Below are 12,005 nucleotides of genomic sequence, written 5' to 3'. Positions count from 1 at the left end.
ACTTTAATGCCTGACACGAAAGAAATAGAGACAGGTCCGGTTGAAGCCAGCGTACTTCAACCGTCTGATCCGGATTGGAAGTCAGAGCAACTGGGTAAGCGCTACGCCCGTTGGGATGACATGATCCGTGAGTGGCAGGCATTGCAGGAGTGTAGGGGCTTTCGTGTTCAAAAAACGTTGGAAATGGATGAAAAAAAGCAGCTCATCCATTTTGAGTTTGACGCGAAAGCACGCCCTTTGAGCTCATTTGGCAAGGATGAGCAGGCACTGTTTATTGAGTTGTTGCCGGAAATAATCAGGGCCATTAATCATTGTCACCAGAACGGATGGGTTCATGGCGACATTAAGCCATCCAACATTTTGTTTATTCCCCAAAACAGAACCGTCCGATTGGTTGATTTCGGTGCAAGTTATCGAATTGGGACAAGTCGAAGTGATTTGCCAACCTGGCAGGTTACACCAATGTTTGCCTCTGCTAATCAGATTGATGGATGTGGTGTTGTGGATACAAAGGATGACTGGTTTGCATTGGTGAAATTAATTGAATTTTTTATTCGATCCAGTGCGGATGAAAAGTGTAAAGAAAAAGCGATATCTGTTCGAAGTATCGTAGAACGTTGGCTTTGAATAGTGAAATGGATTTTTAAGGGAATGATATGGGTAGAAAGCTACAATATATAAAGTCTGGTGTTTCTGATGCTTTTAGTACAATAAAAAGAGACACAAAAGACTTTTTCTTTGGGAATACTAGACATAATGCCTTTGGTATACAAAATAATGCTCTAGCTGAATCGAGATATGCGACACTGTGTATTCTTGCTAATACAGAAATAAAAAGAGAGTTATCATTTGATACAGGGCTTATGGGAAACTACGTTGGTAGTTTAGAACCGTTGAATGATCTGAAGGATGGTTGTGCCTTTTTGTTAAATCAGACGATGGGTGGACAAAAAATTGTAAATGCAGTGAGTTATGTGGGGGAGTCACTGTCTGCAATTATGGAAAAAATAAAGGCTTTAATAGCTGGTTTTTTTTCTGAAACGCTTCAAAAAATACAGGAGCATTATGAGTGCTTCAAAACTGTAGAATGTATTGCTGGAATGGGAACGTGGCTAGCAAGTGAGTTTGCTGATAATTTAACAAACTGTATTCCTGGATTAGACTATTACCAAAATGCTGGTGATATGTATGAAGGTATGAAGACTGCAGTTTTAAAGGCAAAAGATTTCGTTAATCAAATGTACAAAGGCATTGGTGTAGATCTTCTAAATGGGCATCCAACTATTATAGCCTCTGCTCTCGCTAGACACTCGTTAACCAGTGCGGCTGGTGGGGTTGCCAAAGCTGGTGTTGCTGCGACTAAGATAGGCCTTGCATCTGCCGCAAATGTCGCGGGTGGCTGGGGCTTTCTTGTAAGCATGATATCGGGCTTACTAGAACGAATTATTAAGTTAGTGGATACTATTGTTCAGTCTCAGCAGCTTAAAAAAGTTTTCGGAGATGCGAAAGAAATTTGGAATAGTTACCGAGTTAGCGGTCATGACGTTATAGGGAATCATGATGATTTTGCTAAGTGGTTTCAAGGCGCTGTAATAACTACACCTATTGTTGCTGCTATTGTTATGGGAAGTGGGTGTGTTAACCATCCGAACTCTTTTCTTCAATTAGTTAATAGTCATAATATGATTTTAGAGCAGGGGAAGTTTAATAAAGGTGTAGCTTATATAACAGAGTTGCAGAAGCAATCAGGTAAATACTTTAGAGAGTACTCTGAAAATTATGGGGTTGTTATATCTAGTCCTGATGGCTTCATTGAATCCCAATTTAAATCATTGCGAGAAGGTACCAGAAAGTATTAATAATATTTATTTTAATACTAAACCACCGCCAATGGCGGTGGTGATTTTTTATGACATATCGATGACTATAACGTCGATATTTGAATGTTGAAATTCCGTCGGTTCTTATAAAAACAAGTAAAGCTTGAGGAATGAATGACCGTAAGCACAAAAATTAATGAGATTGAAAGTATCGCCGCCAGCCTTTCTTCAGATAGTACCTTAAAAAAGGTATTAACGGAGCTTTCTGGTATGTATCGGCGAGGCGATTTTCGCCTTAGTTTTAGTCTAACTAATGGCACGGCTAACACCATGCCGCTTTATTCCGCAGATGACCGCAAATTGGTTGGTGCTCATGTCTCTTTTCGGGATGATCTTCCTAACCTTATTCACGAGATGACACATGCCAGAGTACTTGAGTGCTACCGTTCAGATCTTGTGAACTATTATTGCCCCGACAATAACCCGATCGCTTTAGAGTTTGGCAAAGGCTCTGTTCCTGGTGCGCCAATTGATACAGTCTCGCTTATAGATACCTCCCTGAATAACCGCAGAAGGGCAAGATACCGTACAAACTGCAAAACGACGCTCGAAGGAAACCTGAACTGGTTAGCGAGAGTTGCTGAATCTGTCGATTATTCTGAGACTAATCATAAGTTCATGTCTGCAGAGAACAAGAGGCTACTTAAAATGCCTATGCAGACAGAAGAGGATATGAAACGTCATTGTTCACTAAATGCGATGATGATGGCTTCTGGTTTTGTACAAAAGTCACGTAAGTTTATGAAAGCTAATCGTATTAATGCGGACAGACTTGGTCAGGAGCAAGGACGAAAGAAAAGCTGGATTCAGGAGCGAATTAATTACGGTATGAACGGGATGGGCGGATTGGGGGACGTGCATTTTGAATATGATACCGTGGTTAACCAAATGCTTTTACAAATGCACCTTTGGGGCTATGAGGAAAGCCACGAGTTGTTTGCTGCTATTGGTAAGTTGGCACAAGAAGCCCATGAGCGTAGAGAGAGTGCATTTAATTCAACACTCCCAAGTATAAAAGAGCCTCGGAGCGTTATAGCGTCTTTATAATGCTTATAAAATTACCGATGATTAAAAGCATCGGTAATTTTAGTTCAGACCAGATCGGTAATTCAGTCTTGCTCTTTAGATTTATATTATCTTGCCTGAACTAATACACACTAATGCAGTTATATAACTTTTACTTTTCCTTCCAATGCTGGCTCGTCAGACTGCTCGTGGAAGCAGTTGATGAACTGACCCTTTTCAGCGTACATGGTGAGGAAATCAATAAGGTCATGCATTGAAATGGCCCTGACGCCCAAATCAATCACACAACCTGCGTGGTGGCGATTGAAATCAGAGCCGACACGAATAATTAACTTATCTGGACTGATGATTTGTTTCGCGCGTTGCAAAAATGCCCGAACTTTACTTTTCCGTTTTGTTTTATCTCTGAATACCGGGGTTTTTACAGGAGTTCCGGCAAAGCTTCTGTCAGAATCAGCTTTACTGACCGCTGATCGAATATTGCCGCCCAACGCGATAGCATCTTGCGCCATACCGCTAGCCAAGCTGAGTCCTGTTGCATCACTGCTTGTTGAGGCAGATTTGTTTTTTGCTACTGGTGAGAACTGACTGGCACCTTTTTCCAACATTGTATTTGCAGCCTTCCCTAACATCTCGGCATTATTACTGCCGATAGAGCCACTGAGAGCGCCTTCTAACACAGGAACAACAGTGTTGGCAAAACCAGCAGTTGCCCCCGTCATGACTAAATGGCCCGCATTGTTGATAACAGCACTACCAAAAGGACAAGCTGTTGCGGCATTCAACTCTTTGCTGCTGCGGTTGATCCAAATTTTTATGCTCTGATAGCGATTTGTAACGTATAGGTACTTTTCTTGTCTGGTTTCAATATAATCGAGTTCTGCAATAATGGACTCAATTACACCAGACATGAAAATGTCTTTTACTGATACGTCATAGGTTGATTTGTGAAGGTTCCTGATCGGTAATGCACCACGAACAGCAATCCCCATTTTTTTATCCGCAGTACAACCATTCATTTCATAACAAACCGTTGCATCTTCAAGTTGCCAGGGAAGTTTCATCCTTACCTTCTCCCATTAATATTATTCATTCATAATGAAAGAGTAACGGATTTTGTAAGTTTTCAATGAGGGGGGATTGGGACGGATATGGGAAGCATTTAGGCCATATTTAATGGTTGGATAAGGAGCAATATACTGTATACATTGCTCCTTAAAATTAAATGAATTGAATGTCATCTAATGCTTAGACAGATTAACCTTTTACTCAGAAAGGCTTAATCTGGACTGGATAATGTTGAAACAAGGTACTTGCTTATTATTTAAGGGCTGAGCAGCTTACAGTCTCATAGCTTAGATTTGGATAGCTTCGTGCAACATCAATTTGATAGAAACCACTATTTTTTGCTGTCTGTAATTTGTCCAAGTCAATAGTGAAAACTTTTAGCCCAACATATTTAAATTCTTTAGGCAGGCAAATCTTCTTTTCATTATCGAAACAAAGTTCACTGCCACTTTTGGGTAGGAGTTTTGCACATGATTCTTTGTGTACCGATACTCCCTTATTCTCTAAGTCATTCTTGGAGCCTGATGGTAAGTTTGAAGAGGAAGCTAAAGACTTGATTTCATCAATGGAGTGGTAACCATCATCGAGCATGGGTAAGCCCTCAATTTGGTAACCATTTAAAGCAAAAACATCTGTTTTACCTTTTGCGGCTGCTTTAACATCATCTTCATCACAACCAAATAGAGCTACAAGTAGGATAGCTAAATAAGCTTTTTTCATCGGTCAAGCCTTTATAGGTTATTTATATACAATTGGTTGTAATATTATCATTAATGATAATGAGTCAGCGTGATTAATTATTAATATTGCTTATATTCCTATAATTCTATGTTATGATTTTCGATATAAAAGAAGTGAGCTAACAACATTTACTATGTTAGCTCGTTTATAGGGAATGAGGTGAGTTCAGAGTTTGCTTAACTGACCATCTAGAAGATTCAGATAATACCCAAACTCTGCGGTTTTTCTTAACGCATTAACAAAGATCGTTGGTTGAAACTGATAAGCTTCCATTAATATAAAGTCAAAGTGATTTTCGTTGATTTCATCTAGAATTAACAGTGAGATAATGCAAGCTTTAACATTATCATCTTCAAAATTAAGTTGATTTGATTTTGCTGATTCAATTAACCTGTTAATTCTCTGAATCTGTCGATTATGATGCTCTTCGATCAACTGCTTCACCTAGGATATACAGTATTTCAAGGAAAATATCGTTTTGTTTTATGGTGTCAGAAATAAGTTTGCACTGTTTATGATACACATTCATTAGGGCTTTCTTATGGCAACCTTCAATACTGTTATAATTAATTGCAACGATAGCAATGCTGGTTTTTGTTATATCTTTATGTAAATCTAGATCAAGTTCTTTGGCTAATGCTATAGTCTTTCGTATTAAGTCTTTTTGTTCCACTTTCTTTAAAGAGTCTCTGACATTTTCTTCATTAAATTGAACTCCGATACTTCTTAATTCATCAACTTTCTGTTGCCAATTCATCATAAAACCTACTCTTATCTTTAAATAATTATTAAATTAAAATGCTAATCATTGAAACCAGCTGAAATAAAGCTATATTCAAAGTGCCTAGTGATTTTATGGTTTGCGGTGGCAGATAAAAGTCAACTTAAATAAAGAACAATAAAGCTCTTTAAAACAACCTCATGCGTTAGATTAATTACTCTAATTATTGATTTGATACTTCTCGGCAACTTGTAAGATGCAATCCTACTCCTGTTATGCATATGAAATTACCATCATCATATAAGATCTTGAAAAACTCTCGTTTAGGGAATAGGTGTTGAATGATTTTACTTTTCATACGTTCAGCTATTCTATTATCAGATGTTTCGTATTGAGGGTGAGTTAGGAAGGTATTGCTATTTATAAATAGTACAGAATAAGAAGTATGGCGTAGGGTTTTATTGTTATCATTTGATATAGAAGCTAACACTGTCATAAAGCCAAGATTATTTCGGTTTATGGTGTCTTGTTCTATATTTAAGTAACGTTTGTTTTTACGGAATGATACACTTTCCGTGTGTATATGTATCCCTGGTTTCTTCAAAGTATCTGGCGTATTATTGAAGTTAGTTAATGCTATATATAAAGACATAAAAAGAGAGAATATCGCATAAAAGAGAATTCCTGTTTTAGCTACACTTTTCAACGATTCTCTCCAGAATATAATCAAATTGATACTCTGATGTGAATGATAAGTTAGTTATATCCTTTTCATTCATCTTACTGGTTGTAAAAATACAAGACACATAAAAGCTGTCGGGGTTTTTGGAAATAAATAGATTGTGAATATTTTCAGGAAGTTTATTGTTTAAGTACTGATAAAGATCATTACTCGCTTCTGTATGATCGAGTATAAAAGTTATATTATTATTGTTGATCTTGACCTGTTTATATTCAGGTGGATTATTTACGTTGTAAATAATGTCGAAAGTATAAAAGATATTAAGAGAGGCGATGATAAATACGATGCCGTAAATCCAATCTTTTAGCTTTGTTGAGGAAGATAAAACGGTGCTTATTTTTTGTTTTTTATTAAGTTTAGCGGGTTCATCGTCTTGTGAAGGTTTTACTTGTGTAGTTTGGGCTTTACGTTTGAGGTCATCCTGAAAAGCGATATGTCCAGGAAGTAACATGTAGCCTTCCTTTGGCTTTGTTTTGATTATCTTTTGTTCTTTTCCGCTATCACCGAGCACCAAACGAAGCTGAGAGATTGATTGCGTTAAGTTGGCTTCAGATACAACACGCTCTCCCCATACCTGACTTAATAAATTTTCCTTACTAACATAGTTTCCTTCGTGTTGCTTTAAGATTGTGAGGATGTCGCTTTCTGTTGATTTTATTCGTTTGATTTGCTGTGTGTGGACGTTAATTAATTGATTATATGACGTTGGATTAAATTTCCACATACTATATGGCTATGATCTCATATTCTGATATTTTTATTTATTATAAATCATTTCATATTACGATAGTAGTTGTAATTGATAGTTAACTTATCCCTTCTTAACTAAGTCTCCAGCCTGCGTGTTATCGATTACATTTCAACGTTTTCAATGACTAAGGTTAATTTATAAATTATTACAAAATTTCTTAGCAACTTACTATCGTTTAGGAAGTTTGAAATGGCTCTTTAAAAGCTATTGCTAAATGATTGTTCAATAGGCTTATTTGAATAAAAAAATACCGCTTATAAAATTATAAGCGGTATTGATGATGTTATTTGATAATCAATCAGAGATTGCGATTTAGCTCTTCAGCAACTGCCAGTACTTCTGGTAAATCTGAATCGCATCGCCAACTTCGTTGGTGAATTCACCTTTATTGATATCTTCTTCTTTAGGGAAGATAGTCTGATTGTCTTGTACTTCTTTAGGTAGGAAATCTTTCGCTTTTTTATTTGGAGCAGGGAAACCGAATTCTTCTACAAGTTTCGCCTGATTTTCAGGGCGATAGATAAAGTCGATGAACTTGTGCGCAAGATCTTTGTTCTCACTACCTGCTGGAATGATGAAGTTATCCATCCACAGGATAGAGCCCTCATTCGGGTAAACGAATTCCAGTTCGTTCATTTCTTGTTTGGCAAGGTAAGCATTACCGTTCCACTGCATACCGACGTTTGCTTCACCGGTAACATAAGGAACGTGAGGTGCATCTGAGTTATAAACAACAATATTCGGACGTAGCTTCAGCAGGTACTCGTAGGCCTGCTTAATTTCTGACTCATTGGTGGTGTTGATGCTGTGACCTTGTGCTTTCAGTGCCATACCGAAAACATCGCGAACATCATCAAGAAGCATTACCTGAAGGGCAAAATCTTTATTCCACAGATCTTTCCAGCTGGAAACTTGCTCTGACTTGATGATATCTGAGTTATAGGAAATACCGGTTACGCCCCATACATAAGGAAGGGAATAATCGTTTTTCGGGTCAAATTCCTGCCCAAGAAGGCCCGGATAGACATCGGCAAGGTTAGGAATTTTGGTTTTATCGATTTTGGCCAGCATACCTTCGCGGGACATTTTTTCGATAAAGTATGTTGAGGCAAAAACAACGTCGTAGCCTTTGTTATCAAGCAGTTTTAGCTTGGTATACATGCTTTCGTTGTTTTCAAATGTAGAGTAATTAACGGTGACGTCATATTGCTTCTCAAAAGCTTTCAGCACGTCAGTAGGCATGTACTCAGCCCAGTTGTAAACGTTAAGCACATCATTTGCTGCCGAAACATTAAATGCTGATAGTGCGAATGTTAGTGTGGTCACCCCTTTAAGAACTTTGTTCATCAGTTTGTCGTCCTATCGACTGGTAGAGTCAGAAATTGAAGGCGAATCATATGTAAGGCTTCAACTCTGTCAAAGAACAAAAGTTATTAATTTGACATCCGTCACGTTAATAAAATGCTTGTTTATTATATGAACCCGTGACAACATGCGCGCGTTTTTTTTCCGTGTATTTTTGTGAGCAATTGGAATGTCTAAAGACAGTCAATATATCGATAGTTATTATCAGGCGACCATCAATCCGTTGCCTTTGCAGCCTCAACTGGATCAAGACGTAGAAGCTGATGTGTGTATTATCGGCGGTGGGATGACTGGTTTAAGTGCAGCCATTGAGCTACGCCAGAAAGGCTATTCAGTGGTGGTGCTGGAATCGAACCGTCTTGCCTGGGCGGGTTCCGGCCGAAATGGTGGTCAGTGCCTTGTTGGTTACTGCCTCGGTCTGCGTGAAGTTGATGAAACTTATGGTCCGCAGTGGGGTAAACAGCTTTGGGACCTGTCTTGTGAAGCTGTCGATATTGCTCGTGACCGTATTGAGAAATTTAATATTGATTGTGGCTTCCAGGAAGGTTACATCGAACTTGCTCTGAAAAAGAGTCAGGAAAAAGAACTGAAATCCTGGCTTGAACTGAAGCAGACCCGTTATGAGTATCCAAGCGCAAGTTGGTGGGATAAAGACAAGATCAATGAGGTAGCGCATACAGAGCGTTACCTGGGTGGTTTGTACGATTCTAACAGTGCTCACATGCACCCTCTGAACTATACGCTGGGTCTGGCAAAGGTTGCGATGGAGCTGGGCGCTTCTCTGTATGAAAACAGTGCAGCGGTGAAGGTTCAAAAAGGCCAGCCTCATGTAATTCGTACTGCTAAGGGTAGCGTAAAAGCTAAGCAGGTACTTCTGGCTTGTAATGCTTACCTGGATGGACTGGATCGCAAAGCACAAAGTGTCGTGCTGCCGGTTGCATCTTATATTGCCGTTACCGAGCAACTGGGTGACCGTCAGCCAATCAGCAATATGATGGCGATGTCGGATCTGAATAACTGTCTGGATTACTATCGTCCGACACCGGATGGCCGCATCCTGTTTGGTGGTGTTAACCATCCTTTCAACGGTGAATACAGCGATTCTATGGAGCGCCTGCGCCAGCGCATGATTAAGGTGTTCCCTCAACTGTCAGATGTGAAGATGGAATACCACTGGGGTGGTTTGTTTGCTGTAACCCGCTCTTACATGCCGCAGATCGACCATTTGGGTAATGATATCTACACTGCACACGGTTATACCGGCCACGGTGTTGGCCTGACGAATATTGCCGGTAAAGTTGTAGCTGAGGCGATGTCCGGTAATGCAGAACGCTTTGATGTGTTCGCTAAAATTAAGCACGGCTGGATCCCTACGCCGCAAATTCTGCGTACACCGGCACTGGCTATGGCAATCTGGAAAGCCAAGCTGGAAGACGCACTGGGAAGCTGATATTTTCCTTTGTTATATAAGGGCGGCCATCAGGTCGCCTTTTTCTTATATCAATCCTCATTTTTTATTCCCCCAAACAGCCTCAAAAAAAGCTCAAAAACCTTGTGATGTGTTTGGTGGCTGACTCTTTGATTATTCAGTTTTATTTCCTGATTTTATCCTTATTTACTGTGCTTGATTAACTACCCTGACCATCTGACTTAACAGGAGATGTTAGATGGAATTGAAAGTATTGATGGCAGAGTTTTGCCAGGACTATGGTATCGATCTGATCGAGCCGAATGAGGAAGGTATTGTCACTCTGGCAATCAATCAGGATACAGTTCGTCTGCACCTGCAGGAACACAACGGAAACCTGGTTATCTTTTCTCAAATCGCGACATTACCGGAAGAAACAACGGCAGAGCAGCTTAAGCAGATTTTGTCAGCTAACTATTTCTGGCTGGGTACGAAGGGCTTTACTGTCTCACTGGCTCCGGAAACAGATATGCTGATCGCAAGTCGTCAGGATGCTTTGGTTGCAGTTCAGTATGAAGGCTTCGCGGCCATCATCGAAGCTGCGGTTGAAGTGGTTGAACACTGGCGAAAAGTGATTGCCGATGGTTTCAAATCGGTGGAAAGCCAACAGGCTCAGCCGACATTTACGGCCACGATGGTGTAGGAGACGGTTATGAATCCTTCATCAGTAGGCAATGCGTCGGCACAGGTCCCGCTACAGGACTTTATGAAGTATGCCAAAGACTCTGAAACGCGCTTGTTAGCGAAAGACGGTACGGTAGTAAAGGCAGGTTCGAAAATTGATGATATTCATAGTCTGGTTTCGAGCAGCAAGGCTGATCAGCTAAAACAAGAAAACAAAATCACCGGGCAGGCGTTCAAAGATGCGTTGGTTCGTGAGCACTCAACAGATGGTCGCGATGCTTTCAGTCCGCTGGAATATAATTTGCGCAAGGGTGAGCCGATCACCCGTCGCAATGTTCAGGAAGTTAAGCAGGTGCTTCAGCAACTGAAAATTTCACCTGACTCTTATAAATGTCTGCAGGATTGCTTCAAAACAGCCGGTAAAGATCCACGGATGATTGCCTTGCTTGAAGACTACAAGCCGGGCTGCTTTGACGGCAAAGTGAAGAAGCTGGGTAAAGAGCATGTTGTTAAACCAGCAACAGATGTGCTGAACGATACCCGAGAGGGGAAAGTCGGTAAAACCGCATTGAAAGCGGTGAAGTACGTACCTGTTATCGGCAATTTCGTCAGTATCGCTGACAAGTGTGTGACCGCCAATAATGAATGTGACAAAGAGCTGTTTGCCGGTCGCATTGGTGAACTGGCTGAAAACGATGAAACCCGCAACTCATTTGCTCATAACCTGACAGATGTGCTTTATGAAGGTCATGAAAAACAGGCGCGTAAAGCCATGTTCTCGACTGCGGTGGATTTCATTTTCATGCCGCTTGGTGCCATTAACATGGGCCCGGCAGGTAAAGTGGGGATCAAGCCGATCGTCAACAGCGCGGTTGATGCCACTGTGACCAATACTGTTGGCAATATGGCGGCCAAGCAGGCTTATTCGTTAGGCCTTAAAGGCGCCAAAACGGCTGTGAATTATGTGGCTCCTGAGGCGGCAAATAAGGATGACAGCTACAAGCGCATCGAAATTGGTATCCTGCCTCATATGGAAGCCACTCATAACGATAAAGAAAAATCGTTTGATTTCACGGATGTCAACGTCGTCAGAGCGTTACTTCGCTATCTCGGCCCTGCTGAAGATAAGGTGATGACCGAAGGTGAAGCCGGTTTCCAGCCGAAAGATCAGGACAAAGAACTGGAGCTTAACCGTATGGTTCTGAAGACCATGCTGGGTTCCTCAACATCTGAAGATTTAGTTTTTGGTGAAAAAACAGGCAAAGCTTCGGATAAAGCACTATTGTCATTAATGAACGACATGGATGGTGTGCTAGGTAAAGTGATCCACGGTGTGAATACCGGGGAATCACCAAAATTCCCTGGTCGGGGCGAAGAGCTGAACCAGCAATTCGAAGCTGTGAAGGCTGATGGTGTACCGAGTTACCTTCGCATGCTTTACCTCTCTGAGGGATGGATGCGCCCGTAGTTTTGAGACAATACGGAAGCTGTTCGTGACAAAACATTTCGGATTGTCAGGGACATCGGTTCCTCTGGTACAAAGCGACCTTCAGTGAGCTACTGTCGGTCGCTTTTTTTACTTCTGAATAACCTCATTTCTCTGTTTGAGTTTTCTCAAG

At 40.7% G+C, this 12,005-nt stretch carries 12 protein-coding genes; 6 read left to right on the top strand and 6 right to left on the bottom strand.

Translation table 11 applies throughout. The features are described from left to right. Positions 1-6 precede the first annotated feature (6 nt). The 3 genes from AACQ93_RS23500 (at position 7) to AACQ93_RS23490 (ending at position 2,927) form a co-directional block, all read left to right on the top strand. Positions 7-627, top strand: a complete 621-nt coding sequence (locus tag AACQ93_RS23500) for a protein kinase domain-containing protein (RefSeq protein WP_064609333.1) — start codon at positions 7-9, stop codon at positions 625-627. Between the two features lie 29 nt (positions 628-656). Beyond that, the gene (locus AACQ93_RS23495) at positions 657-1,859 is read left to right on the top strand and encodes a hypothetical protein (protein ID WP_064609331.1); all 1,203 of its coding nucleotides are present in this window, start codon (positions 657-659) and stop codon (positions 1,857-1,859) included. A gap of 135 nt (positions 1,860-1,994) precedes the next feature. Beyond that, positions 1,995-2,927 (top strand): hypothetical protein, encoded by a 933-nt coding sequence (locus AACQ93_RS23490; protein WP_064609329.1) that lies wholly within the window; start codon positions 1,995-1,997, stop codon positions 2,925-2,927. 119 nt (positions 2,928-3,046) lie between these two features. Here AACQ93_RS23490 and AACQ93_RS23485 read toward each other — a convergent pair whose 3' ends face one another. From AACQ93_RS23485 to AACQ93_RS23460, 6 genes are all read right to left on the bottom strand, one after another. Further along, entirely contained in the window at positions 3,047-3,925 is an 879-nt protein-coding gene (locus tag AACQ93_RS23485; RefSeq protein WP_232323386.1) for a hypothetical protein, read from the bottom strand. Between the two features lie 301 nt (positions 3,926-4,226). Further along, complete coding sequence (locus tag AACQ93_RS23480; protein WP_064609327.1) at positions 4,227-4,694, bottom strand: hypothetical protein; 468 nt, start codon at positions 4,692-4,694, stop codon at positions 4,227-4,229. Between the two features lie 436 nt (positions 4,695-5,130). Beyond that, positions 5,131-5,475, bottom strand: coding sequence for a hypothetical protein (locus AACQ93_RS23475; protein ID WP_064609322.1), 345 nt, complete (start codon positions 5,473-5,475; stop codon positions 5,131-5,133). A 184-nt stretch (positions 5,476-5,659) separates the two neighbouring features. Next, on the bottom strand, positions 5,660-6,142 hold the full coding sequence (locus AACQ93_RS23470) for a hypothetical protein (RefSeq protein ID WP_157097650.1): 483 nt from the start codon (positions 6,140-6,142) through the stop codon (positions 5,660-5,662). Continuing rightward, entirely contained in the window at positions 6,126-6,902 is a 777-nt protein-coding gene (locus AACQ93_RS23465) for a winged helix-turn-helix domain-containing protein (protein WP_064609320.1), read from the bottom strand. Before AACQ93_RS23465 ends, AACQ93_RS23470 begins: the two co-directional genes overlap by 17 nt. Before the next feature lie 339 nt (positions 6,903-7,241). Continuing rightward, entirely contained in the window at positions 7,242-8,276 is a 1,035-nt protein-coding gene (locus AACQ93_RS23460) for an ABC transporter substrate-binding protein (RefSeq protein ID WP_064609318.1), read from the bottom strand. Positions 8,277-8,463: 187 nt separating this feature from the next. Here AACQ93_RS23460 and AACQ93_RS23455 point away from each other — a divergent pair, with 187 nt between their 5' ends. The 3 genes from AACQ93_RS23455 (at position 8,464) to AACQ93_RS23445 (ending at position 11,854) form a co-directional block, all read left to right on the top strand. Beyond that, entirely contained in the window at positions 8,464-9,744 is a 1,281-nt protein-coding gene (locus AACQ93_RS23455; protein WP_064609316.1) for an NAD(P)/FAD-dependent oxidoreductase, read from the top strand. Between the two features lie 217 nt (positions 9,745-9,961). Beyond that, positions 9,962-10,405 (top strand): type III secretion system chaperone, encoded by a 444-nt coding sequence (locus tag AACQ93_RS23450; protein ID WP_064609315.1) that lies wholly within the window; start codon positions 9,962-9,964, stop codon positions 10,403-10,405. A gap of 9 nt (positions 10,406-10,414) precedes the next feature. Next, positions 10,415-11,854 (top strand): hypothetical protein, encoded by a 1,440-nt coding sequence (locus AACQ93_RS23445; RefSeq protein WP_064609313.1) that lies wholly within the window; start codon positions 10,415-10,417, stop codon positions 11,852-11,854. The last annotated feature ends 151 nt before the right edge of the window (positions 11,855-12,005 follow it).

This window comes from Photobacterium sp. J15, from assembly GCF_963870815.1.
Lineage (GTDB): Bacteria > Pseudomonadota > Gammaproteobacteria > Enterobacterales > Vibrionaceae > Photobacterium > Photobacterium marinum.
Note: the sequence above shows the minus strand (reverse complement) of the source record. Positions and strands in the feature narration are given on the sequence as shown.

Excerpts from the sequence above, each read along its gene's own strand:
- AACQ93_RS23500 (WP_064609333.1), top strand. The coding sequence starts at position 7 with ATGCCTGACACGAAAGAAATAGAGACAGGTCCGGTTGAAGCCAGCGTA.
- AACQ93_RS23495 (WP_064609331.1), top strand. The coding sequence starts at position 657 with ATGGGTAGAAAGCTACAATATATAAAGTCTGGTGTTTCTGATGCTTTT.
- AACQ93_RS23490 (WP_064609329.1), top strand. The coding sequence starts at position 1,995 with ATGACCGTAAGCACAAAAATTAATGAGATTGAAAGTATCGCCGCCAGC.
- AACQ93_RS23485 (WP_232323386.1), bottom strand. The coding sequence starts at position 3,925 with ATGAATGGTTGTACTGCGGATAAAAAAATGGGGATTGCTGTTCGTGGT.
- AACQ93_RS23480 (WP_064609327.1), bottom strand. The coding sequence starts at position 4,694 with ATGAAAAAAGCTTATTTAGCTATCCTACTTGTAGCTCTATTTGGTTGT.
- AACQ93_RS23475 (WP_064609322.1), bottom strand. The coding sequence starts at position 5,475 with ATGATGAATTGGCAACAGAAAGTTGATGAATTAAGAAGTATCGGAGTT.
- AACQ93_RS23465 (WP_064609320.1), bottom strand. The coding sequence starts at position 6,902 with ATGTGGAAATTTAATCCAACGTCATATAATCAATTAATTAACGTCCAC.
- AACQ93_RS23460 (WP_064609318.1), bottom strand. The coding sequence starts at position 8,276 with ATGAACAAAGTTCTTAAAGGGGTGACCACACTAACATTCGCACTATCA.
- AACQ93_RS23455 (WP_064609316.1), top strand. The coding sequence starts at position 8,464 with ATGTCTAAAGACAGTCAATATATCGATAGTTATTATCAGGCGACCATC.
- AACQ93_RS23450 (WP_064609315.1), top strand. The coding sequence starts at position 9,962 with ATGGAATTGAAAGTATTGATGGCAGAGTTTTGCCAGGACTATGGTATC.
- AACQ93_RS23445 (WP_064609313.1), top strand. The coding sequence starts at position 10,415 with ATGAATCCTTCATCAGTAGGCAATGCGTCGGCACAGGTCCCGCTACAG.